The organism is Dictyobacter sp. Z7_2, assembly GCF_057551105.1.
The window spans coordinates 1-21,891 of record NZ_BAAJPE010000002.1; the positions used below are offsets into that span (position 1 = coordinate 1).

Below are 21,891 nucleotides of genomic sequence, written 5' to 3' on the forward strand. Positions count from 1 at the left end.
ACAAAGAAAATACATGTGAGTGTGATGGGTTGAGGTAATCAGTGTGGCTTGTTTACTATTATATTACGGGGGTATAAGTAATCATGGTACTTAGATTATCTTTTCTATTGCTGTATGTAGTAATCTAGCTACACTGATTACTAATTATTGGCCTAAACGCTTCCCTACCCACCTTGATATAAGTAATCACAGTGGTTTGATTATGGCATACAGGTTATTTTAAGTAATCATGCTACATTGATTACTTCATGAACTACATTGTGGACTACTGGCGATAATCAACATACATAGATAACTTATAAAGGGTAATCAACCTAGTAAAAAAGAGAAGGGACACGGGCACGACTTCAAGCGGTTTCACCCTGAGAGGATTCCCAATGGTTTCTCTTGACTCTGTAGTATGGTACAGAGTGTATAGTTTTCTTGAAGGAGTGACAGCTATGGAGATCTTCTCAATTGGACAGGTGGCGCGTCTCGCGGGTGTGGGTATCGAGACGGTCCGTTTCTATGAGCGCGAGGAATTGCTGGAGGAGCCTGCACGGCGAGCTTCAGACTACCGGCAATACACAGGAGAAGTGGTCAAACAGATTCACTTTATTAAACGGGCACAACAGCTTGGTTTCTCACTCAAAGAGATTCGAGAACTCCTCACACTGCGCGTGGACGGGCAGAACTCTTGTGAGCAGGTCAAGGAACGTACCACCGCAAAATTAGTGGAAGTAGAGCAGAAGATGATGGAACTCCAACGCATGCGACAAGCCCTGCTGCACGTCGCCTCCCTGTGTGCAGGGGAAGGCCCGAAAAGCCGGTGCCCCATGCTTGATGCTCTCGACGATGATTCAGAAACGGTGGAAAATGAATGACACGACCCTTTTAGCAAACCTTACCTGCCCGAATCCGACGTGTCAACACCAACAACACGTCATGATGCCGACCACTTACTGCCAGTTATCCTATACGTGTGAAGCGTGTTCCATGACGCATGCCCACAAAAGGGGAGACTGCTGTGTGTTCTGTTCGTATGCGGATAAGCCGTGCCCTTCCATGCAAGGAGAAGGAACGTGCAGCACTCCTCATCTCGATGCTCCATTGATCGTGCAGGTAAAAACACCTTCACGATCAACAAATGAGAAAAGGAATGGAAGAGATGGATCAGTCATCCCTTGAGCAGTTCGCGGCCCGTTTAGCTGCTCATCTCGATTGCACGCAGGAGCGTGCCTGTCAGCAGATCGTGCGAACCATCATTGAAACGGGGCAGCCTCTTCTTCCCATGCATCTCGCCAGACGTTTACAGATGCCTCAGGAGAGCCTGATGGCGTATCTAACCAGCACAGATACGGAGTTTGACGCGCAGGGCAATATCGTGGGCTGGGGCATCACCCTGGTCCCAACTCCACACCACGTTCAGATCAAGGAACGTGCACTCTTTACCTGGTGCGCGTTTGATACGTTCCTATTTCCCTCATTGCTCCAGATGGAAGCCCACGTCCAATCGGCCTGCCAAGCATCTGGTCAACGCATTACGTTTCTGGTGACGTCGGATCGGATTGTAGATCTTACTCCTTCCACGAGTGTCGTATCACTCATCCTGCCAGATGCACGCGGTGAGTGTGCCCGGGGAGCTTTTTGTGAGCAGTCGCGCTTTTTTCAGACGAAGCAAGCAGCCTTGCCCTGGATGGCACTGCACCCCGAAGCCATCCTCCTCTCAGTTGAAGAAGCCGCAACTCTTGGGCACGCAACCAGTGAGATAGCCTCATGCATCCGTTTCTTCACCCGAAACAAAGAAGAAGTGAAAAAGAAAAAAACAGGAAAGGAAATCAACTGATGTCACCAGTTCCCCAGAGTCAGCCCACACTCAATGAGATTGCTCCCCGCTTCGTCGTTCAAAATCTCTCGCAAGCCCTGGCCTTTTATGCGCAACTGGGCTTTGTAGCAACCTATCAGGATGAGGCATTTGCCATCGTCACACGCGATGGGATCGATATCCACTTCAATGCGTCCTCTGAGTCCCCAAAGGGCCACGCAGTATGTTGGATTGGCGTCACCAATATCGAGGGCTCTCTATCAGCAGTATCAGCCAACCCAGGCGATCCAGTCTCCACTAGAGACTCAGCCATGGGGGATGAAAGAATTTTTCCTCCGCGATCCCTTTCATAACCTTCTCCTCTTTGCAGCGTGTGAAGATTAGCAAAGATGTCATTCTGGTTTTATAGAAGGAATGGATGACTTGATGAATGAATAAACGTATTCGCAAGAAAAAATACAAGTAATTGGTCAACTGGTTCTATGTACTCGTCACATGTAAGAAATCATTATTTGACCAGGTGACATTCGAGCGAGCAACAAATATTATGGGAAGCTATGGAAGTGGAAGTTATGGAAGCAAAGAGTAAGGACGAAGCGATCCATCTTTTTTATTGCATCTTTGCCCTGATAGTCCGGCCGGATCGGGCGACCAAGTTTTGCGCTGAGCAGTCGCGCCGTATCACCAACTGAGCAATAGTTGTTGATATCTTCTTTTTTCTTCATAGAAATTATTCCTGATCGAGACCCTATCATTTGTATTCAAAGGAGTGGAACAGCACTCCATCTCAGTGAGAAGACTCACACTCACGCCTTGTGGTTTCTCTTGATTTTATTCGCCATTCTCTCATAAAAATTCTTGGCATGGGCATACAAAATGAGCAGAACAAGTGAGCTTTCTCGCAATAAATTTTCTCGATACTGGCCAGTGCTGGCGCAAACTATTCCCAATTTGACAGATAACTTTTCTCACATAAATTTTCTTCGGCCTCTAGAGCGGAGCGAAGACCTCTCGGCGAATGTTTATGTGAGAAAAGATGCCTGTTTGAGACCGCCAAAACGCACTTATATAGGCTGGAAAATTTATGGTGAGAAAAGAGAGAGCCGCTTGTAAGCTTGGAAGCCACTCTACAAGCCGCCTTACGCAAAATCAACGAACGCTTATATGGGTTCTGGGACATATTCGGTGTGCCTTTCGACCTTTTTCTTGGGAAGACAGAACAGTTACCGTGAGAGAGCAGAAGAGAACGAGCGTTCTTGCTCAGTCGCGATGTTGAACAGTGATTGCGCTATTTTCGTCTGTCCCCACGATAACAGTGACAAAAAGTCTTTTGGGGTGGCGAGTGTTCGACGAAGTGTTTCAAACTGGGGATGAAACGGTTCCAGATGGACCCGTGCCCAGAAGCGCGTCTGATAATATCGAGTCAGCCCAGAGGGGGCTGAAGGATCGTCAACTTGCTGTGCACCCAGATAGGCAAGATGCTCGACAATGGCACAAGCCTCTTCTCGTACTTCGCGCACCAATGTTTGCTCAATGGTCTCTCCTCGCTCTGGATGACCACCAGGAAGGGACCAGGTTCCCTCTTCTCCTGCGATTAGAATGATCAATCCATCATTGGTGAAGCAGAGGCCACTGGCCTGAGTGATGAGTGCGCATGGGGAAGCGTTCGTGAAGCACTCCATGTCGTTTTGAGGGTGCGTCCCTCATAGATGGTATCTTCTCAGGCCACTTCCGCCGTTGTTTTTGAACGGAATACATGCTTCTGCGTTGGATGAAGCAGCACACGCCGTTGCAGCAGTGGAAATCCAGCTTGCCCATACGAACTACGTTTGATCCATTTTACTTTATTGACGAACCCCTCAACCATCCCATTGCTCCAGACCAGATTGCATCCATTAGCAACGGCCTCTGCGTCATCGGCGAGCCCATCGACAAATGCAATCAGTTCAACAATCCCGCTGGCCCGCACGGCGGCTTTCCATTGCTCCAGTCGCACCTGCCCCTCACGTTTTCGGAGCAGGCGGCCAAAGTCCTGCGCAAGCTTGAACACGACAGCGATGGTCTCATTGCTGTGGATGAGCTGATCCAGATAGGCCGTTTGTTCCCTCGTGCGGCTTTGTGTGGGTCTCACCATCATTAGTGCAACCCCTCTAGACGATGGAGGCTTGTCCCAGATGATGGTCTGTTTCGAGACAGGGTGTGCTCCTTTGGGACGAAAGGGGAGCAACCGCATCTGAAGGGTTCTCTGTGTCCCTGTATATCCCTGATCGACAATTTCCTTGTACAACTGGGAGACGTTATGGCATCCCTGGTTCCATCGTGAAGTCAGGTAAGAAAGGTAAGGGTCAACAATGGAAGCAGAGCGAGATCGTCGTCGCGGAGGTGGAGGTGTTTCTTGTTCAAGAGCGCGATAGACCGTGCTCGAACTGACTCCAACTGCGTGGGCAATCTGCTCTTGGTGATATCCTTCTCGATACAATTTCCAGATCCGCTTATGAAGACTCACTTGCTGGCGATGACGAGCACGGCGCTCTTGTGCGACTTTTTCCGGCACCACAACCCTTTCAGCAGGACGTGCCTTTCCTGTGCTGCGTTGCGTCGCCTTTTTGAGCACACTTTCCTGCTTGCGAAAGAACTTCTCCAAAGCTTCAGCAAAGTTCTTTTGCAAGTGAAAACGATCGGTCACCTGTTTGGCCTGAGGAGCGCCCTCAGTGGCAGCGTCACGGAAGATTTTACCGCGATCGCGTGAGACCAGATCAATTTCGGGGTGCGTGCGCAACCACGTTTTACTCGTTTCCACCGAACGGTCTGCTAACAACTGCACGACTCGTCTCTTTTCCAGGTCCACGAGGATCGTTCCGTACGTATGGCCTTTCTTCCACGCCCACTCATCGATACCGACCTTGTGCACCGAGCTTTCGCTGGGTAGGGGAAGCTGCAAGACGCGACGGATGATGGTTTTGGCGGTCGTGGGTATTCCAAAGGACGAGGCGATCCGCGCAGCATCGGCTCCATTAGTGGTCACTCCTAGCGATTGAAGAGCCTCGATGAGCCGATCGGTCATCCGAGCATAGCGCTGGACCACCTCTGGGAAGCGCTCGGCAAAGATCCTTTGGGAACAGGAGACCTCACGGCAGATCCACTTGCGCACCCGTAACTTGAGCATGAGGCTTCGCCCGCCAAACGCGACATCGCCAATGGTGCGCACATAGCGACTATGAACCCGAAAGCCGGGCGTTCCACATCGTGGGCAAAGAGCTGTTGGCGAAGTTGCAGAAAGATGGACAATGATGGTCTGATTCTGGATCTCGATGGTCTCAAGGCTCACTGTTGAAGGAAATGCAAAAACAAAGGAAAGATCGATGGAAACGCCTCCAGATGACTCAAATGATGAGAACTACTGCTAGTATATCACAAAGCCAAGCCGACCGGCACACCGAATGTGTCCAAGAGCCCTTATATGATTGAGATACGAACGTAATCAAGAGAATCCACACGTCTTCTTACTGATCAACGTTCCCTCATTTCAGAATACACCTCAACGATGGAAGAGGATGCCCATATCCTGTGCCATATTCCAGGCATCAGGCGTACCCAGACCCGTCGCCATGTCATACCCTATATGTGCTGGATGAAGCATCCTTCCCGAAGAAGCCGCAACCGGCGAACAAGGAATGAGAAAGAGCGAAAAAAGTATCGCCACACAGATGAAGTCTCTTTGAGCTATTCTACGCACAGCACCCACCCTACTTTTTCTTCTTGATATGATGAAATAGCTGTTTTTCATTATAGATAAAGAGCATAATCTCTGTCAACCTATTGTCTTTTCCATCAACACATCCATATATTTATCATCTTCCTATTCTTCCTATTCGTCTACAGAGAAGAAAGCTCCCTCTCCAAGCAGTGTACGAGCATTGTTTAGAGAGGATCGATGTAACTGGTCGCTTACTTCGACAGCTTACGTAGAGCTACCCCTATTAGTCGCCACGAACAGACGAGCGGCTCAAGTGGTTACGTCGAAGGGCAAGATCCGCTCATGTTGCAAGTCATTTACCATCTCTCTCATCGCATGAAGACACGACAGGGAGCCATGACAGCGGTGAGTCATGCGCTTCCGGTCATTTGTTATCATGTACTGGATCGCAGGAATGGGAAGAAAACTCTTTTGATGAATGTCAACGGCAATCGGTCGAAAAACGTCTTATCCATCACTTGGAGAAACTTGGTTATGAGGTGTCCTTATATCCTACAGTTCAGATTATTTGAGCCACAGACTTTTCTTCACCTATTTACAAAAGAGATGAGGCAGAACCACAAAAGTGGGTAAAGATCACCTGAATCTTTTTTGAAAATGACAACGTTTTTTGAAAATGAAGCTATAACAGCTTCACTCAAACACTTTCATTCACCATGTATGTAGAAACAGTGAGGGAAAATATGCCACAACACTTTGAAAAACTCGAGAGAAAGACCTCGTTTCTCGTTGGTCACAATTCACGGAGAACGTTTCTCCGTACCTCTCTTATGAGTACTGTCGCAGGTGCTATTCTTATTCCTGGGAGTACACTTGTAGATCAGACGGTTCATGCTGCCATGCAAGGCGGTCAAGGTGGAGGGAGTCAGAGTGGTTTTCCCTTGAGTGCTTCCAATGCATTCAGGGAGATTATGGCAGATGAGAATGCGCATGTCTCTTTCTTGATGCAAGCCCTTGGCAGTTCTGCGCGTCCGAAACCGACGTTCAAAGGTCTCCTACAAAATAGTGCGGATAGTTTTGTCCAACTCGCTCAGGTGTTCGAAAATGTTGGGGTCGGTGCGTATCTTCTCGCAGCCCCAGCAATCAGCAATAAGGGGTATCTCGCAGCAGCAGGGTCGATCCTGACCATTGAAGCGCGACATGCGGGGTACCTCAATGCGTTACTTGGAAAACCCTTGAGTACGAACGGCTCATTTGATAAGCCGATCCCTCAGGCACAGATAGTGGCAGATGTCGCACCATTTATTAGCAATCTCAATGGAGGGCCTGATCCTGCAAAGCCTTTGGCAAATGATACCGACATTCTCAATTTTGCACTGCTTTTAGAATACCTTGAAGCCTCATTTTATGATAGGAACGTCCCAACGTTCTATTAAGTTCTTTGATACATGAAAGAAGAGCGATTGAACATGTGAGATTGAGAGACTCATTCTCTTGAAAGGGTGTAGGAAGAAGTCTTATCCTTTGTTACAGAGTGGTTTTTGTCTCTGTAACAAGGGATATATGTATTTTTCCAATCAAAATGTCCTGTCCTCATCGGGCAGATTGTGGATGAATAGTCGTGAAAATTGTACCTAAGTTTTGCGCTTTCGGTACTGGGGTCAGTGGTGCACAGGAGCGTGCCTGCCAGCAGATCGTGCGAACCATCAACGAGGCAGCCACTGGCACCCATGCATCTCGCCAGACGTTTACAGATGCCTCCGGAAAGCCTGATGGCTTTATCTGACCAGCACAGATACGGAGTTTGACGCGCAGGGCAATATCGGGGGCTGGGGGATCCGCTGGCCCCAACCTCAGAGCAGCCAGCTACATGGGTGCACTCTGTGCTACCTCTCTTCATGGGGGTGGATGCCAAAACGGAGCAGTCCAGCCAGTCCCGTTAGCAGGAAAATGGCGGCGCTGAGCACGATGGTGACGTGAACGCTGAGATGGGCGAAGGCGGGAATAGCCACGGCAAACCCAAGCGATGCTCCCAGGCTGGAGAGCACCATTCGCACACTATATATTTTCCCCACATGACGAGCGGGAAGGTCCGTTTGGATCATGATCAGCAGCATCATATCTTCCATGGGTCCACCCAGCGCAGCAATGGCCGATCCAGCCAAAGCCATAGGCAGCGTCGTCGCCGTCGCCAGGATCAAAAAACCACTCCCGACGATGATTTTCCCAAAGAAGATCAGCGACACGCGCTGCCGAAGTGCGATCGAGCTCATCACTATGGTACTGATCACATTGCCAACGCCATAGGCCCCCACGATGAAACCATAGGCGGCAATATCTCCCGAGAGGACACGATGGACCAATAACGGGACCCCCACAATAAAGGCGATGCTCCAGGCGATATTAATGATCCCATTGGTGAGCAGTGCCCATGCTAAGGGACGATGAGCCCACATGAGGTGCATTCCTTCACCTATACCATGCAGGACACCCATTATTGCCCGCCTCTCCGTCGGCGTGTTCTCAGCTTTCCAGACAAAGTGCCGTCCTAGCGAGAGGATGGCACACGCGGAAATGACAAAGCTCACCGCATCCAGGGTAAAGAAGTGAGCCAGTGGCATCACAGCCAGAAGCACCCCTGCCATACTGGGCCCAAGTGCGCGTGCCAGGCGTCTGGTCACGTCCATAAGGCCATTGGTCGCCTGCAATGTCTGGGCATTGGCGGTCAGCGCGGGTAAACTGGCCTGCAACGCTGGATCAAAGAGGGAGCCGAGCCCCCCAATCAGGAGTGCCACCAGGAGAAAATGCCAGAACTGGAGCGTGCCAGTCACAGCCAGCACCGGCAGCAGCGCCACAATCCCCGCACGCAAGAGATCAACCAGCATCATGACCCGACGCCGATTCCAGCGATCCGCATAGACACCACCGAACAAGCCAAAGATGAGCATGGAGGTCGTTTCGGCACCAATCACGATACCAGCAGACCCTCCCAAACGGGTGGTTGCCATCCACATGATGGCAATTTCATAGCAATAGTTTCCCATCGCCGAGAGCAGCTGACTGATCCAGAGGATCGCCAGATGCCGATGACGCAAAACCCGAAAAAACACCATGACGATCGAGGTTCCTTTCTCTTTCTTCTGGGCATGGAACACGCAGTGTTGGTCTCTCGGTCTCCTAAGAGCGCTGCATCGCGTGCGTGCTCGGTGCCTTGAGAAAGGACCAGGAGGACACAGGACGCAGTTCAATGAGTTCTTGGGGCGATGCGGGGCAAGGAATCTCGGCCATCCCATGGGCACTCCGATAGGCTTCATTATAGATCGTCTCCACATACCGGTCTCCCCGATCGGGAAAGATGGCCACCACATTCGTCGCGGCGTCCACTTGCTGACTGACCCACCGTGCCACCGCATAGACTGACCCTGAGCTATTGCCGGCAAAGATCTTTTCATGCGCCGCCAGTTCCAACGTGGACAGGAAGGCTTCCCGATCGCTGAGCCAATGCACCTCATCAATCAGCGAGACATCGACATTCGACGGAATCAGGCTATTTCCCAATCCTCCCTGGAGACGGTGTGGCCGATTGGGTTGTCCAAAGATCACGCTCCCAACCGCATCGACGGCGATCACGCGCAGATGGGGATTGGTCTTCTTTAAGGCTCGTGCGGTTCCACAGAGCGACCCACCACTGCCAACGGCAGCCACGAGAATATCGACACAATCAAGCTCGTCAAGCAGTTCGCGAGCCACCTCGGCATAGGCGCGTGGATTGAGCGGATTGTCATACTGGCGCGGCCAGAATGCGTGAGGATGTTCTTCCAAAAACGTGTGGAGAGCGTCCAGCCGGGCTCCCTGCCACCCCTGGGCATTCATCTGTTGAACCACATGCACATGACACCCCATGGCCTGTAATTTGGCACACGTAATGGGATCAATGCGCGGATCAGTGACAATATGAACCGGATGACCCAGCATCGTTCCCACTAACGCGAGCCCGAGCGCCATCGTCCCAGAGGACGATTCAATAATCGGGGCCGCCTCTCGTAAGGCTCCGCTCTCTTTGGCCTCAAGCACTATGTGTTTGGCGACGCGATCCTTCATCCCAAACGGATTGCAGAGTTCCAACTTGGCGTAGAGCGTTCCTCCAGATCCTTGCTGCAATGCGACCAGCGGCGTCTGACCAATACAATCGAGGAGATCTTTCTTCACTTCCAACCCCTTCTATCCACAAAAACCACGAAAAGAATGATAGTCGCGCACGACATATCCCAAGCACGCGAGGGCATGATGGGCCTGCTGGACCTGAAGAGGAGACCCGGCCTCCCCCCCTGGCAACAAGATACCCAGACAGGTCCCACTATGGGCGACAACCACGCCCAATCCGTCAATGTCTTTACATACAGCAATGCAGGCAGCCAACATCCGTTTGGGATTCCTGCCTTGATTCATCACCGCACTGCGGGTCGCCACCTGACCAATCCGGCTGAGATCGCGTTGCCGGATCGCCTGCGAAAGGACGGCGAGAAGATGGTGATATTCTTCCACCTCCCCCGCCGTACAGGGCAGGCGTCTCTGATTGAACGCCATCGTATCCACCGCTCCCCCTTCATCGAGGCCAACAATGGTGAGCGGTGGAAGCACGCCGAAAAATTCGTGCAGCAGTCCCTGACAATGGTGGAACGTCACCACCCCTGGATACATGACCCCATCAGACGGTTCAATCTGACACATGAGTGTGGCCAGCAATGCCGCATCCATCTGGAGCTCAAAACAGGAACTGATAGCGTGTGCGGTGGCAACCAGGTCGGCCGAAGAGCTGGCGAGTCCCTTGCCGATGGGTAATTCGCTTTGCACAATGACCCGACCACCAGGTGGCAACGCATAGGACGCTAAGATTCGTCGGGCGAGCGCGTGCGCCTTGTGTTTCTCAGGTGGAACGATCTGCACATCGTGCAATGCTGCGTCCGCGACAAAAAGCGCATAGGAGTACTGGTCAATGGGCAAGGTGACCAGAAAGTCAGTTCGTTCTTTCCCGACCTGTCCTTGCAAGAGCTCCCCAAAGGTGCCAAAGGCTCTCCCCGCACCCACGCCTGCCGTCCAGGGGACAAGGTGAAATGGTTTCTTTTCCGAACGTATCACAAATTCTCCCTTTCTCACCGCTCCTCTCTCTCTTTGGATGCCACCACGGCATCAAGGCATGCAGCATCTCCAGAGCGGGAAAGCGGCGAGAGACACACACCGACACGACGTTCATGGCGTGCATGCGTTCTCTCGTTTCTTCTCTACTATCAATGATAGTACGACATGCAAATAGAAGCGTATCACTCTGCAGAAAGGAGAAACAGAACGGTACACAGCACCAGCGTTCTCATGACGTCCACGATGGGCAGGCCCCGGTGTCTAGGAGAAAAGTGAGGCCACAAGAGCGGGTGGAAAGCACCCAAGATGCAGCATGAACAGGCAAAAGACGCACAGTTGCAGCAGCGTCACCAGCAAAACGGTGAACACACTCAATGACGACCATAGCAGGGCATGTTTCACGACCGGATGGGCGCACGACACCTCGGACACGGGGGGATGAAGTAAGCGCTCAATGCGCTCTCGGATCACGCTCTGATCACGTATCAGGTGTTGCGCGGTGCCAAAGACAGGACCAGGAGCACCATCGACGGTGTGCAGCCAGACTTTGGTGAGCGCACTGGCCAGCGCCAACGGCCGGTGCGTCAAGGCAATCGCCCGTTCGTCGCCACGCACTTCTTTTTCCTGCTGGAGTTGGCGATAGACCAGATGGATGGGAGGCAGATAGAAGAACGCATCACGCAACATGGTCGCGACTGAGACCATGAGATAGTCATGATGGGCAATATGCCCCAGCTCGTGTGCCACGACCGCTTCCAACTCCTGTGGATCAAGATGCGAGACCATCCAGGAGGAAAGAATGATGATCGGCGATCGTGTGCCACTGGTAAAAGCGAGGGGACGATCCAGCGGCGTCCAAAAAATGGAGGGGGATGGCAGCTCAAGACGGGACGCCAGCGCATCTCCCATCTGTTGTAACTGCGGAGACGCCAGTTTCTGTGTGCGCACCAGCAGCAGCAGCATACACGCCTGTCGGATGATGCCCGCCAGCAGAGCCCCCCCCATCAGCACCAGCATCAGCACCGGGATCAGGATCCCAAAAAAGCGATCCCAAGCAGGCACAGCGGTACAGAGGTGATCAACCAGATGATAGAGGCAAAAAAGCCCGGCACCCAATGGAATGGCTGGCAACCCTAAAATCAGCAGTTGAGCGATGCGCCGAGAGGACCAGGTACGAATGGAGCGCAGGCTTCTGAGCGCCAGCATTCCCACACTCAGATTGAGCACAAGGCCAACCAGACCAGAGAGGGTATGCATCCTTATCCTTCCTCTTCTCGTCTTCTCTGGGAAATCTCTTCGAGGAGCTCGCGTGCTTCCAGCGCGGCACTCGGATCTTTCATCGCCGTAATCCCATCACGGACCGAACCGGAAAAACTCACAAACAGGTCTTCAAGAATACGCCCCACCACGGTGGTGATAAATTCTTGTTCGGTACAGGTCGGATAATACAGATACGTCTGTTCCGTCTTCTCGACACGCAACAGATGCTTTTTGCCCAGTCGGGCCATCGTACTCATCACCGTCGTATATGCCAGCCTGCGGCGATCATACAGCAACGCAAAAATATCGCGGACCGCAATCCCCTTCTCCGGCGGTTGCGCCCAGATCAACTCCATAATCTCTGCTTCGAGATCTCCCAACACTTTGCGAATGCCGGGACGGTCAGGTCGAAAGGTGGTGATATCCGGTTTCACATGCATACAGCTTCTCCTCATCTCAGAGCCTGCTCACCCCCACAGGCAAGCAGGCACCATCATGTGCGTGCGACGCGCTCGTTTCGCAGGCGATCCGTGCGCACATTCTATCATAGCACGCTGGCCGTCGTACACACACCATCGTACGTGTCCCTCCGTACGATCACTGGGCAACAGAGCAGTCGGAGGCCTTTCTCTCTCTCTACAGTATAAAAGCGCCTCAAACCCCCACACCCACAGCCCGGCTCACTCCTCATGGCTCATGCCGTGATGATCCATCTCGTGATGCTCCATGCTCTGTGCTGACCCTTTCATCATCCGCAACATCGGCAGACCCCCCGTCCTCACAAAACGGATGGCCAGGACCACTGCCAGCACCAGAAACAGGATATTGAGCACGGTGGTATAGTTCCATTGCATGCCTGCGCTCAGCGCGACCACCTGGCGATTCTGGGGAATAATGCCCACCGCAGCAAACACGAACTCAACCACATAGCCCGCCGCCGCCATCGTCACGTAGAAGGTGCCCAAGATATACCCCATGGCCTTCCAGCCATAGTATTTGCGATAAATGTCCAAAATGGGGAGAATAATGAGATCGGCAAAGATAAAACTGACCACGCCTCCGAAGCTAATTCCGCCTCTCCAGAGCACGGCGGCCAGTGGCACATTTCCGACAGAGCAGACGAAACTGACCATGGCCACCAGCGGCCCAACCAGAGGACCCTCAATTTTCGCGAGCGTTGGATTATTCGAGAGGAAAAACGTTTGCCAGAAGGATTCTGGAACCCAGGCCGCGAGCGCCCCGGCAATCAATAAACCGAGAACGATATCGAGCCACACAGATGCCCAATCCATGACAAAGTACTGACTCAGGGCAGTGAACCCGTTGCTGCTGAGAAGCCTGGCCCACCATGATCCTCCTGACACACTCATATCCATGGCGGCATGCCCCTCCATTCTGCCCATTCTCCCATGCGCTGCCTGTTCTTTGGCCACAGAGACCAGACGAGGCGTTAAGGTCAGACGGAAGATCAGTGCCAGGAAGATCACCATCAACACCCCACCCAGATATTCTGCCAGCGCAAACTGCCATCCCATTAAGACGACGAGGATGATGCCTAACTCAATCACAAGATTTGTGGAAGCCAGCTCAAAGACCATCGCCGAGGTAAAACTGGCCCCTTTCTCAAAGATGGAACGAGCCAGTGCCACTGCTGCATACGAACAGGAACTGGACGCAATCCCAAACAACGTCGCACGTGTCAGATGCTTTGGTGCGTCACCGCCAAGCGCTCTGGCAATGCTTTGATGGGACACGACCGCCTGGATGATCCCCGAGAGCGTAAAGCCCAGAATCAGCGGCCAGAGAATTTCCCACAACATGCTCAGGGCCATAAAAAGCGCATCACCAAGATGCATCAGCAGATCCATCTCACATCCTTTCTCCGGGTACCCAGAAGCTATGCTTTCGTATGCTGCCGAATGACATGCATAATTTCACTGATTTTTTCCTCGCCCTTACCCTCGATGATCGCCTCAGAGACACAATGCTCCAGATGATTTTGCATCAGGAGCAAAGAGACTTGCTCAAGTGCGGACTGTATCCCTGTAATCTGATTCATAATATCCACGCAATATTTCTCCTCTTCAACCATCCGTTGGACTCCCCGTGTTTGCCCCTCAATTCTTCGCAGACGGGTCAACAGCTGATGGTTGAGCTCACCTGATGCAGCCATACCTGTGCTCCTTTGTGTTTCTCTCTTTACCCCAGGGGGGTATTTCTTCTCAGTATAATACCCCCCTGGGGTATCTGTCAAGCCACAGACGGTCATCCATCCGTGATGCTCTTCACCCCGAAAGCGTGATCACATGGTGAGAGGAGGAGCAATGCTGTGACGCTCTCGTGATGGTGATGCGGTATACTCCCCATGATGGAACACTCCATACGTGGAGCAAGACACACCATCAGAAAGAAAAAAAGACATGATGAACGGCTATGAGAATGGCGGATAGATGATGGGGAGTGGATGGGCCATGATCGTTGGACTCCTTGTCTGCCTTGCAGTCATCGGGGGTGGTGTGTGGGTTGTGGCACGTCTGGTGCACAGCAGACCATCTCTGCCTCTCCAGCAGCAACCACCTTCATCTCAGGAATGTGAGCAAGGATATCAGCCACGACCAGATCCAGTACCTTCTCAAGAGAGGGGGAACGGGTCTGATGGTCCCAAGGAAGATCCCTATCCATACTTGAACGCGCAACCACTGAAGGAACCGTTCTCTCAACGAAAAGCGTCCCCGCATTGGACCATGTGAGGACGCTTCTCGTTGAGACGTGAGACACGTCTGGATTCTCTACGCTTGAAACCAGGCTTTTTGCCAGCGGTGCATCTGTCCAATTTCTGCACTTTGTGTCGTGATAATAGTTTGACCCAGCGTCAATAACTCAGGGCGCTGTGTTTTTTGAGGAAGCAACTGTGCCATAGTGACCGCCTCTTGATGATGGGAAATCATCATGGTCAGAAACTGCTGATCGAAGCGAGCATCTTTCGTCGACTTCAGGGTCTCCATACTGTTCATCATCTCCATCATCCCTGGGACCTGCATCGCATCCCCGAGTGGTTTTTCCCCATACCACTGCTTCAGCCAGCCAGTCATTTCCTGGATTTCATGATTTTGAGCGGTCGTGATAGTGTGAGCCAGGGTGATCAGCTCGGCCCGCTTCGTATGGGTGGGGACCAGCGCCGCCATGTCAACCGCCGATTGATGATGCACAATCATCTCTTGCAAGAAGCTCACTTCAAATGATTTGCCAGCGAGATTCTTCAGACTCTCCGTCATCGGATCAGTCGTCATCGTTGCAACGGTCGTCGGGGTCCTCATAGCAGACATCGTCGCGTGAGCAGGAGCGCTCTGCGTGGTCGTTGCTCCACAGCCGCTCAGCAAAAACAGCAGAAACAGGCTCCCAAGGAGCCTCCAGGTCCAGCGTCTGTTCATTTTTCGATCTTCTTTCTCAGTCGTGATAGGAGAACGTCAGTGAACGCAAAGCCCTCAGCACACGCTCTCCCTGGTTTTCCACCATGCGTTCACCTGTGTCCTAGTGTATCCATTCTATCCTACTATCGTCAATAGTACGCATGCCAATAAGAGCATGCATTGAGGGAGATCTCTCTGCATGCGCCTGCCCATGGAGAGAACGATCATCCCTGCGCACAAAGGAGACATTCTTCCTCATCGTCAGAATGCCTCCTTCACAGGAACACAGAAAGGATCATCTTGTCTTTTTGCTACAGACCAGATCTGCTCGGCACCTTAGTCCTCGTCACACTCGCACCAACCGCCACGATGCCAATGATGCCACCTCCTCTCGTGCCAACCGCCACGATGCCAGCTTCTCTCGTGCCAGCCATCGTGACCATATCCAGACCCAAAGGCACCAGTCACGGATGCAAGCTCACGCTCCGTGAGTTCGCGGATCTCCCAGGCATGGTCCTCTTTCCTGGGGTTTCCATTCTCCTTGTTTCCCATCGCTCTTCCCCTTTCTTCGGTGCTCCAACAGGAGCACGTGGTAAAACATGTTCCTTGGTCCATCTTCCTGCTCCAGGCTCTCTCTTCCACACGTCAGCATACACCACGCTCTTCTCATGGAAGAGGAGGCGACAGCGTTGAAGAGGAGAGGTCACACCTTACACGCGGTGGAGTAGTCGTTCGGAGCTGCAATTAGTAATTGCAGCGTCTTCGACCACCACACCAGCCATCCTCATAGCCACCACCATAGCCACCACCAAACTGATCACCGTAGCCACCACCAAACTGACAATTGCCAGCAGAAAAAAACCCCAATGATGGATCGCACCATGGGCCCTGTGGTCCACACCCAAAGCCACCATTGATCATCGCAAGGTCTGTCTCGGTCAACGCACACATACCAGGAGCTGAGACGCTCTCGTTCTCTGCTCGTACACGCTCACTGTTGTTCATCTATCTGTCCCTTTCTTCGTCTTTCACACCATAGAAGATGGTATCCTGCAGCAGGAAATCTGTCCGTTCCCGAGCGAAAAAACATCTCACGACGGCTTTTCATCATCGGGTCCCTGCCACCTACGCATTCGTTCGTACGACATGATTCGTACGAAATACCTCGATACCTCTATGTAGTATACAAATGCTCCCAACAAACAAGCGGCCACATCGTGTGCCTGCAGGCACACGATGCCTGCATACAACAAGCACCACGTTCCCCGCACATCGTCCTCCTCAAAATCCATGGGAGGCACACACAACGGAGGCTGGTACGTCTGACCAGCCTCCGTTGTGTGTGCCTCCCACCAGAGAGGGCATCCTCAGCCTCCCGCGGGCGCAGGGTCCGGTGCCGGCAATGCACTCTCTTCCAGACACGAGAGATCAGTAGGATGCTCTGCAATCTCAATGCCTTGGAAATCGGCTCGGGCTTGGGCGCTGGCGTTCGATTCTGCGCAGCCAGGATACCCAGTTCCTCATGATGTGCCTTGATCAGATCAGCAGTGGCATCAAGCACCAGCCGAATACAACGCGGATGCGCTCCCGTCAGCTCACGTAACAACGTTTGCGTGATAGACCACCGCCCATTGGGATCACTGCTCCCACGATCGCTCTTTCTTGGTTCGCGCCAGACCACGCTGCATAGTGCTTTCTCGCTTGAGTGCATCCTGCACACATTGCCACAACGAGTCCTGCCCGCTCTGCTTCATCGCTGCCTTCACCGTTGGCAACAACGGTGAAGGCAGCCCCAACTGCTTCATCATCAGATGCGTCCCATCAGTCACACGTCTCCCCTGCCCACCACACTGCTGATGGGACCAGCAACAGCACCAACGTCGCATCATCGCCTTCCCAGACCAGATCTCTCTCCACCGCAATCCGATCCAAGCGTCTGCTGACCCATTGCGTGGTTTGAGGAAGGGATATCCCGACGCGGAATTGCGCTCCTTGCACGGACGTTTCTTGGCCCGCTTCCTCCCCAACGCACCCTGGTGCCCGATCCATATCATCATCACAGGCTTCTTATGGTATTTCTTCACAGCATTTCTATGCCATCATTCACATTTTCAGCGTGAAGTATGCACACTTCTCTCACGTCAATCACAGACGCTCACGCATATATAGTCGACAAGAATCGAGACCTCTTTTCCTTCAGCATGCATCTCACAGGAGGAGACTCTCCTTCTCAGGAGGCACCTTCTCCTACGACCTCTTCATCGGACAGCTTTCACCCTCAGACCAACATCCACCTCTCCTTTCGCACCACCTTGTTGCTCCTATGACGAGAGCATATCCATTCTTCTCCTTGAGCCTCACACGCTCTTCCTCATCGCGAATACTCCATAAAGCACCGTCCATTCTTCACGCACTCATACTTTTTCAGAACGCATGTTGTGAGAAAAGGGGGGTTTTTATGGGTTTCTTGTCCCTTTTTTTCTTTTCTTTTTTTCAACTATTTTTCGATGAAAAGTCCTTTTTTTCGCACTTTTCTTTTGAAGCAGTTTTTATACTGCCAACAGAGACATGAACGCTGAAAGACACATCGTCTCGCTGTATTCAAGCAGGTGACACCACACGGTTCCCTGTTCTCGCTCAATCGGTTAGGAGAAAGCCTGTGACAACAAAACGGACAACCCTCACAAAAGGGAGAACGCTCCTCGGAGTCGCGCTACTGGCGCTTGGATTAGCTGGCATGTTCACCCCACAAAGTGCCCACGCCACTGCTGCTCTCACGCACAAAGATCAGACATCCATCGTGATGGCCAACCACACCTTTTTCTGTGATGGCTATTGGAGTGCCTATCCCTGTTCTCCCTATGGTGGCGATCCCTGGTTTCCACCTCACTATCCCTGGTTTCCACCTCACTATCCCTGGTTTCCACCTCACTATCCCTGGTTCCATGGCGGTCCTGGCGATTTCCACGGTGGTCCCGGCGATTTCCACGGTGGTCCCGGCGATTTCCATGGCGGTCCTGGCGATTTCCACGGTGGTCCCGGCGATTTCCACGGTGGTCCCGGCGATTTCCATGGCGGTCCTGGCGATTTCCACGGTGGTCCCGGCGATTTCCACGGTGGTCCCGGCGATTTCCATAGTTTCCCGCACTAAATGCATGGCGAAGCAAGAGCATGCTCAAGCTGGCTGATCTTCTGCAGACAACCAACAGTGAGAAGCCGATGCTTGGAGATGAAGAGATGCTTGCCGATGCTCGTCTCGCAAACAACGCAGAGAGGAGAGACGCAAGCGTCTCGCTTTTTCATCCCAGACAGACACAGCCTGTTGCTCTTACACGCTGCGTCTCATCTTTTCTCACACGTCCACGGATTGAGCATCTGAGAGGCACACACAAAGGAGGCTGGTCCGGCCGGACCAGCCTCCTTTTCTGCACCGCGCTCTCCCACCAGAGAGGGCGTCCTCAGTCTCCCACGGGCGCAGGGGCCGGTGCCGGCAACGCAATCTCTTCAAGGCAAGAGAGCGTTAACGGGTCCTCCGCAATGCTCAATGCCTTAGAAATGGGCTCTGGCTTGGGCGCTGGCGTTCGATTCTGCGCCGCCACGATACCCAGTTCCTCATGATGCGCCTTGATCAGATCGGCATTGGCTTCAAGCACCGGTCGAATAAAACGCGGATGCGCTCCCGTCAGCTCACGTAACAGCGTTTGCGTGATATACCACCGCCCATTGGGATCGCTGCTCCCACGATTATGCTCCATGATCGTCGCGATCGCACGGCGAATCCGTTCATACGCCTCATCCGCTCGCCGCGCTCCTAATAATGTCGAGGTCGGCACCTGCGAAAAATCCTGATGCTTCTGCGATCGCTCTTTCTTGGTTCGCGCCAGGCCAAGCTGCGTATTACTTTCTCGCTTGAGCGCATCCTGCACAAATTGCCACAACGAGTCCTGCCCGCTCTGCTTCATCGCTTCCTTCACCGCCGTTGCCAACGGCTCAGGCAGTCCCAACTGCTCCATCGTCAGATGCGCACCACCCGGCACACGCTCCCCCTGCCCACCACACTGCTGATGGGCATCATAGGTATCCAAGAGCAACACCAATGTCGCATCATCACCTTCCCAGGCCAAATCTCTCTCCAGCGCAATCCGATCAAAGCGCTTGGCTGACCCATTGCGTGGTTTGAGTAAGGTATACCCCGACGCGGAATTGCGCTCCTTGCGCGGACGTTTCTTGCTCCTCTTGCGCGCAGCTGCCTGCTGTTTCTCCGTCGCTTCCATCTGATCCTCCTGTGGAAAGCCCTCAAGCACTCGCACCCCTGCCTCTCGCAAGGCCATCCCTCGCCGGCCGTCCAGCGTCCCATCAGGATGCAACAGCACAAACCGGTGATAAAAGTGCCCGGACATATAATTGAGTCGTTCCTCGCCCTGCGCTCGAAAAAAATACCGATGCCCCAGAATGGTGGCCCGGAATGTATCCGGGTCCACTACCTCCGGACAATACCGCCACACCGCAAGCGTCGCGTACAGGCTTCGCAGTTGATGCGAGAACAATGGAGCGGACAATGGTACGTCGTCTTCCTCGTTTCCAACTCCTGGAATCAGTTCCCCAAAGAAGTGCGTCACGGCAGCCCTGACACGTGGATACAGCTTCCCATTGATCCGGTCCAGCTGCCCCCTGGTTGGCTGCTCACCCGGCACCACCAACTCCACCAGATCAGGGTGCGCCCGTAAGCGTTCCCACGCGATCAGCACCAGCGATGCCTCACACAAGGTGGGAATCTCAAAGGCATACTCCGGCATCCCTCTGCGCTTTAAGCGTCCCGAGAACGTCACCGAATACGCCGACTTGGGCGCAATCTCTCCGGAAAGCAACACCTCACCCACCCGTCGACCCACCATCGCCAGAAGACCTGCCGCCAGCGGCGCCCAGTCCTCACGCGCCAGCAACGCACGTCCTTGCACCAGAATCGCCTGCGGATCAGGCACCCGGACCAGATGCTGATTGCGCTGCTCCACCGTGCCTCGTGAGCGCATTGTCAGTTCGGCCCAGTGCTCCGGCGCAAAATTAAAGGCACCCAGCGCCACATGCTGTAGCTTCCCCGTTTCAGCTGAGCGCACGCTATTGCGCTCGGTGAGTGGCAACCCACTCAACCACTCACGCGTCTGCGTCAGATAGGTCGCCACCGTATAATCCGAGAGCGGCTTACGACGCAGCTGCGGCCAATCAAGCAGCATCTGCTCAAAGAGACCCTGCAACTGCGCCTGGGTGCCTCCCGCCAGTTCCCACTCGGACAGCGCTGGCTCTAATGCGTCGTTCCAATAGGCCCGTAACCACCTTGGGGTCGGCATGGCTTCCCACCTTTCTCACCAGCAGAGACCGATGCCACACCATCCCCACCGCATGCGGGAGACATCTCCACTGCTGTTCTTTCCAAGAAAGTGTATCATACTACCTTGTTTCCCGTCAAATAATAATCAATATGGGGGCCACGTGGGACTAGCTCAATCTGATCTCACCGCACACAGCACGCGATCGAAGAGAGGTGGATCTTATCAGTAATGGCAAAGGGCTTACTATTCTCTTTGTTGGTGAGACAAAACACTTAATGATGCAGGCCAATCTCTTGCTGGTGAGCTTTGAGATACACCCCAATGAGTTCACCACGCCCACCAACAAGCTCTTTGATTTCTTTGGCCCAGATAAACCAACGACCCAGATCATGGGAAGCAGTCTGATTAGACGCCATGATCTGATCGCCTGCACCGCACAATGGATGCGTTCGTTAGTGGCCTCGGGAATACGCATCGCTTTTCACTGCTCCAAAGACAATATGGTAAAATCCATCTGCTGATAGTGAGTGCGCTTGTCCAACAACTCACGCAGAGAGGCCACCGGATTGCCATCTCCCAAAGCAGCAGCGTGCTCAAAAAGCGCATCCATCTCTTCAAGGGTGACCCCCAACGTTCGTGGAGATGAGCGGGAATAGTGGCTTCCTCTGGATGTGCTGATTACCTCAACAATCGCAGTAAGCGTCTCAAGAGGTGTCGTGGTCCCATACATCTGCATCAGCGGAGTAAGTCGGCTCTCCATTTGTTCCCAGAGTCGGTAGGTATCCGCTAACAGCGAAAGCACGTCATCATGGTGAAGCAAGCCTTGCTCATGCATAATTTCAACGATACGTTGAGCGGTGGACTGTTTCGACTTGAGCACGCAATAGCCCGTTTTACTGGCTCCAACCACTGGGAGTGTGCCTTCTGGTTGCTTTGTCATGTGTTTTCTCTCTGCTCTTTGGCGGCCACAGCCTCTTTCAAGACGTAAAGGTGCCCACGAGCCTGGTTCCCCTCGCCCTCATGGCTTGCCGACCATCGATAAGACCGTCTCGATCATCGGTCTATTGAGCGAGTGCAACGATTTCATCGCCGGACACCCACCACGCCGCAAGATCCTCCTCACACCCGCTGGATCTCCCTCTGCTGCTCAGAACCCTGAACGGCAAGCTGCGACAAGAGTATCGGTACACACTCCGCCAATCACTGTTTCATCCGTTTCCTTCTCAAGAGAATACATATTCTCTCGTGCTGTCC

The 21,891-nt window shown here is 53.0% G+C and carries 26 protein-coding genes; 8 read left to right on the top strand and 18 right to left on the bottom strand.

What is annotated here, in order from left to right; translation table 11 throughout:
* Window positions 1-377 precede the first annotated feature (377 nt).
* From AC27N8_RS13605 to AC27N8_RS13620, 4 genes are read left to right on the top strand one after another with little or no spacing between them, the layout of a single operon-like run.
* Window positions 378-863: a MerR family DNA-binding protein gene (locus AC27N8_RS13605; protein ID WP_487067932.1), complete on the top strand. Its 486-nt coding sequence runs from the start codon at window positions 378-380 to the stop codon at window positions 861-863.
* Window positions 856-1,167: a GDCCVxC domain-containing (seleno)protein gene (locus AC27N8_RS13610; RefSeq protein WP_487067933.1), complete on the top strand. Its 312-nt coding sequence runs from the start codon at window positions 856-858 to the stop codon at window positions 1,165-1,167. Before AC27N8_RS13605 ends, AC27N8_RS13610 begins: the two co-directional genes overlap by 8 nt.
* Window positions 1,148-1,825: an organomercurial lyase gene (merB, locus tag AC27N8_RS13615; protein WP_487067934.1), complete on the top strand. Its 678-nt coding sequence runs from the start codon at window positions 1,148-1,150 to the stop codon at window positions 1,823-1,825. Before AC27N8_RS13610 ends, merB begins: the two co-directional genes overlap by 20 nt.
* Entirely contained in the window at window positions 1,825-2,157 is a 333-nt protein-coding gene (locus tag AC27N8_RS13620; RefSeq protein ID WP_487067935.1) for a VOC family protein, read from the top strand. Before merB ends, AC27N8_RS13620 begins: the two co-directional genes overlap by 1 nt.
* A gap of 192 nt (window positions 2,158-2,349) precedes the next feature.
* Here the strand turns inward: AC27N8_RS13620 and AC27N8_RS13625 are convergent, their stop codons facing one another.
* The 4 genes from AC27N8_RS13625 to AC27N8_RS13640 form a co-directional block, all read right to left on the bottom strand.
* A complete protein-coding gene (locus AC27N8_RS13625; RefSeq protein WP_487067936.1) occupies window positions 2,350-2,529 on the bottom strand; it encodes a hypothetical protein in 180 nt (59 codons plus the stop codon).
* Between the two features lie 498 nt (window positions 2,530-3,027).
* Window positions 3,028-3,486 (bottom strand): NUDIX hydrolase, encoded by a 459-nt coding sequence (locus AC27N8_RS13630; protein WP_487067937.1) that lies wholly within the window; start codon window positions 3,484-3,486, stop codon window positions 3,028-3,030.
* 38 nt (window positions 3,487-3,524) lie between these two features.
* Window positions 3,525-5,132 (bottom strand): ISL3 family transposase, encoded by a 1,608-nt coding sequence (locus tag AC27N8_RS13635; RefSeq protein ID WP_487067938.1) that lies wholly within the window; start codon window positions 5,130-5,132, stop codon window positions 3,525-3,527.
* Between the two features lie 210 nt (window positions 5,133-5,342).
* Window positions 5,343-5,507 carry a hypothetical protein gene (locus tag AC27N8_RS13640; RefSeq protein ID WP_487067939.1) on the bottom strand — a complete coding sequence of 55 codons (165 nt, stop codon included), beginning with the start codon at window positions 5,505-5,507 and terminating at the stop codon, window positions 5,343-5,345.
* 737 nt (window positions 5,508-6,244) lie between these two features.
* On the opposite strand from AC27N8_RS13640, the gene AC27N8_RS13645 reads away from it, so the two are divergent.
* Together AC27N8_RS13645 and AC27N8_RS13650 are read left to right on the top strand one after the other, a co-directional pair.
* Window positions 6,245-6,937 (top strand): ferritin-like domain-containing protein, encoded by a 693-nt coding sequence (locus AC27N8_RS13645; RefSeq protein ID WP_487067940.1) that lies wholly within the window; start codon window positions 6,245-6,247, stop codon window positions 6,935-6,937.
* Between the two features lie 185 nt (window positions 6,938-7,122).
* Entirely contained in the window at window positions 7,123-7,287 is a 165-nt protein-coding gene (locus tag AC27N8_RS13650; RefSeq protein ID WP_487067941.1) for a hypothetical protein, read from the top strand.
* 100 nt (window positions 7,288-7,387) lie between these two features.
* On the opposite strand, the gene AC27N8_RS13655 is transcribed toward AC27N8_RS13650, so the two are convergent.
* The 7 genes from AC27N8_RS13655 to AC27N8_RS13685 all read right to left on the bottom strand — a co-directional run bounded on the left by AC27N8_RS13655 (window position 7,388) and on the right by AC27N8_RS13685 (window position 14,073).
* Entirely contained in the window at window positions 7,388-8,614 is a 1,227-nt protein-coding gene (locus tag AC27N8_RS13655) for an MFS transporter (RefSeq protein ID WP_487067942.1), read from the bottom strand.
* Between the two features lie 64 nt (window positions 8,615-8,678).
* The gene (locus tag AC27N8_RS13660; RefSeq protein WP_487067943.1) at window positions 8,679-9,710 is read right to left on the bottom strand and encodes a PLP-dependent cysteine synthase family protein; all 1,032 of its coding nucleotides are present in this window, start codon (window positions 9,708-9,710) and stop codon (window positions 8,679-8,681) included.
* A gap of 12 nt (window positions 9,711-9,722) precedes the next feature.
* Window positions 9,723-10,640, bottom strand: a complete 918-nt coding sequence (locus tag AC27N8_RS13665; RefSeq protein WP_487067944.1) for a GHMP family kinase ATP-binding protein — start codon at window positions 10,638-10,640, stop codon at window positions 9,723-9,725.
* 261 nt (window positions 10,641-10,901) lie between these two features.
* On the bottom strand, window positions 10,902-11,897 hold the full coding sequence (locus AC27N8_RS13670; protein ID WP_487067945.1) for a M56 family metallopeptidase: 996 nt from the start codon (window positions 11,895-11,897) through the stop codon (window positions 10,902-10,904).
* Window positions 11,898-11,899: 2 nt separating this feature from the next.
* Window positions 11,900-12,340: a BlaI/MecI/CopY family transcriptional regulator gene (locus tag AC27N8_RS13675; RefSeq protein WP_487067946.1), complete on the bottom strand. Its 441-nt coding sequence runs from the start codon at window positions 12,338-12,340 to the stop codon at window positions 11,900-11,902.
* A gap of 240 nt (window positions 12,341-12,580) precedes the next feature.
* Window positions 12,581-13,768 carry a permease gene (locus AC27N8_RS13680; protein ID WP_487067947.1) on the bottom strand — a complete coding sequence of 396 codons (1,188 nt, stop codon included), beginning with the start codon at window positions 13,766-13,768 and terminating at the stop codon, window positions 12,581-12,583.
* Window positions 13,769-13,797: 29 nt separating this feature from the next.
* Window positions 13,798-14,073 carry a metal-sensitive transcriptional regulator gene (locus tag AC27N8_RS13685; protein ID WP_487067948.1) on the bottom strand — a complete coding sequence of 92 codons (276 nt, stop codon included), beginning with the start codon at window positions 14,071-14,073 and terminating at the stop codon, window positions 13,798-13,800.
* Window positions 14,074-14,350: 277 nt separating this feature from the next.
* On the opposite strand from AC27N8_RS13685, the gene AC27N8_RS13690 reads away from it, so the two are divergent.
* The gene (locus AC27N8_RS13690; protein WP_487067949.1) at window positions 14,351-14,650 is read left to right on the top strand and encodes a hypothetical protein; all 300 of its coding nucleotides are present in this window, start codon (window positions 14,351-14,353) and stop codon (window positions 14,648-14,650) included.
* A gap of 39 nt (window positions 14,651-14,689) precedes the next feature.
* Here AC27N8_RS13690 and AC27N8_RS13695 read toward each other — a convergent pair whose 3' ends face one another.
* From AC27N8_RS13695 to AC27N8_RS13710, 4 genes are all read right to left on the bottom strand, one after another.
* Window positions 14,690-15,331: a DUF305 domain-containing protein gene (locus AC27N8_RS13695; RefSeq protein ID WP_487067950.1), complete on the bottom strand. Its 642-nt coding sequence runs from the start codon at window positions 15,329-15,331 to the stop codon at window positions 14,690-14,692.
* Between the two features lie 315 nt (window positions 15,332-15,646).
* Complete coding sequence (locus AC27N8_RS13700) at window positions 15,647-15,862, bottom strand: hypothetical protein (RefSeq protein WP_487067951.1); 216 nt, start codon at window positions 15,860-15,862, stop codon at window positions 15,647-15,649.
* Window positions 15,863-16,054: 192 nt separating this feature from the next.
* Window positions 16,055-16,315, bottom strand: a complete 261-nt coding sequence (locus AC27N8_RS13705; protein WP_487067952.1) for a hypothetical protein — start codon at window positions 16,313-16,315, stop codon at window positions 16,055-16,057.
* A 632-nt stretch (window positions 16,316-16,947) separates the two neighbouring features.
* On the bottom strand, window positions 16,948-17,367 hold the full coding sequence (locus tag AC27N8_RS13710) for a hypothetical protein (protein ID WP_487067953.1): 420 nt from the start codon (window positions 17,365-17,367) through the stop codon (window positions 16,948-16,950).
* A 602-nt stretch (window positions 17,368-17,969) separates the two neighbouring features.
* On the opposite strand from AC27N8_RS13710, the gene AC27N8_RS13715 reads away from it, so the two are divergent.
* Window positions 17,970-18,461, top strand: a complete 492-nt coding sequence (locus AC27N8_RS13715; protein ID WP_487067954.1) for a hypothetical protein — start codon at window positions 17,970-17,972, stop codon at window positions 18,459-18,461.
* Window positions 18,462-18,768: 307 nt separating this feature from the next.
* Here the strand turns inward: AC27N8_RS13715 and AC27N8_RS13720 are convergent, their stop codons facing one another.
* The 3 genes from AC27N8_RS13720 to AC27N8_RS13730 form a co-directional block, all read right to left on the bottom strand.
* Window positions 18,769-20,655 carry a protelomerase family protein gene (locus tag AC27N8_RS13720; protein ID WP_487067955.1) on the bottom strand — a complete coding sequence of 629 codons (1,887 nt, stop codon included), beginning with the start codon at window positions 20,653-20,655 and terminating at the stop codon, window positions 18,769-18,771.
* A gap of 254 nt (window positions 20,656-20,909) precedes the next feature.
* Window positions 20,910-21,053, bottom strand: a complete 144-nt coding sequence (locus AC27N8_RS13725; protein WP_487067956.1) for a hypothetical protein — start codon at window positions 21,051-21,053, stop codon at window positions 20,910-20,912.
* 65 nt (window positions 21,054-21,118) lie between these two features.
* A complete protein-coding gene (locus AC27N8_RS13730; protein WP_487067957.1) occupies window positions 21,119-21,577 on the bottom strand; it encodes a hypothetical protein in 459 nt (152 codons plus the stop codon).
* Window positions 21,578-21,891: the final 314 nt, after the last annotated feature.

Coding starts and splice junctions, on each gene's coding strand:
- AC27N8_RS13605 (WP_487067932.1), top strand. CDS start 378: ATGGTTTCTCTTGACTCTGTAGTATGGTACAGAGTGTATAGTTTTCTT.
- AC27N8_RS13610 (WP_487067933.1), top strand. CDS start 856: ATGAATGACACGACCCTTTTAGCAAACCTTACCTGCCCGAATCCGACG.
- merB (WP_487067934.1), top strand. CDS start 1,148: ATGGATCAGTCATCCCTTGAGCAGTTCGCGGCCCGTTTAGCTGCTCAT.
- AC27N8_RS13620 (WP_487067935.1), top strand. CDS start 1,825: ATGTCACCAGTTCCCCAGAGTCAGCCCACACTCAATGAGATTGCTCCC.
- AC27N8_RS13625 (WP_487067936.1), bottom strand. CDS start 2,529: ATGAAGAAAAAAGAAGATATCAACAACTATTGCTCAGTTGGTGATACG.
- AC27N8_RS13630 (WP_487067937.1), bottom strand. CDS start 3,486: ATGGAGTGCTTCACGAACGCTTCCCCATGCGCACTCATCACTCAGGCC.
- AC27N8_RS13645 (WP_487067940.1), top strand. CDS start 6,245: ATGCCACAACACTTTGAAAAACTCGAGAGAAAGACCTCGTTTCTCGTT.
- AC27N8_RS13655 (WP_487067942.1), bottom strand. CDS start 8,614: ATGGTGTTTTTTCGGGTTTTGCGTCATCGGCATCTGGCGATCCTCTGG.
- AC27N8_RS13670 (WP_487067945.1), bottom strand. CDS start 11,897: ATGCATACCCTCTCTGGTCTGGTTGGCCTTGTGCTCAATCTGAGTGTG.
- AC27N8_RS13675 (WP_487067946.1), bottom strand. CDS start 12,340: ATGCATGTGAAACCGGATATCACCACCTTTCGACCTGACCGTCCCGGC.
- AC27N8_RS13680 (WP_487067947.1), bottom strand. CDS start 13,768: ATGGATCTGCTGATGCATCTTGGTGATGCGCTTTTTATGGCCCTGAGC.
- AC27N8_RS13685 (WP_487067948.1), bottom strand. CDS start 14,073: ATGGCTGCATCAGGTGAGCTCAACCATCAGCTGTTGACCCGTCTGCGA.
- AC27N8_RS13690 (WP_487067949.1), top strand. CDS start 14,351: ATGATGGGGAGTGGATGGGCCATGATCGTTGGACTCCTTGTCTGCCTT.
- AC27N8_RS13695 (WP_487067950.1), bottom strand. CDS start 15,331: ATGAACAGACGCTGGACCTGGAGGCTCCTTGGGAGCCTGTTTCTGCTG.
- AC27N8_RS13700 (WP_487067951.1), bottom strand. CDS start 15,862: ATGGGAAACAAGGAGAATGGAAACCCCAGGAAAGAGGACCATGCCTGG.
- AC27N8_RS13705 (WP_487067952.1), bottom strand. CDS start 16,315: ATGAACAACAGTGAGCGTGTACGAGCAGAGAACGAGAGCGTCTCAGCT.
- AC27N8_RS13710 (WP_487067953.1), bottom strand. CDS start 17,367: ATGATGATATGGATCGGGCACCAGGGTGCGTTGGGGAGGAAGCGGGCC.
- AC27N8_RS13720 (WP_487067955.1), bottom strand. CDS start 20,655: ATGCCGACCCCAAGGTGGTTACGGGCCTATTGGAACGACGCATTAGAG.
- AC27N8_RS13725 (WP_487067956.1), bottom strand. CDS start 21,053: ATGGCGTCTAATCAGACTGCTTCCCATGATCTGGGTCGTTGGTTTATC.
- AC27N8_RS13730 (WP_487067957.1), bottom strand. CDS start 21,577: ATGACAAAGCAACCAGAAGGCACACTCCCAGTGGTTGGAGCCAGTAAA.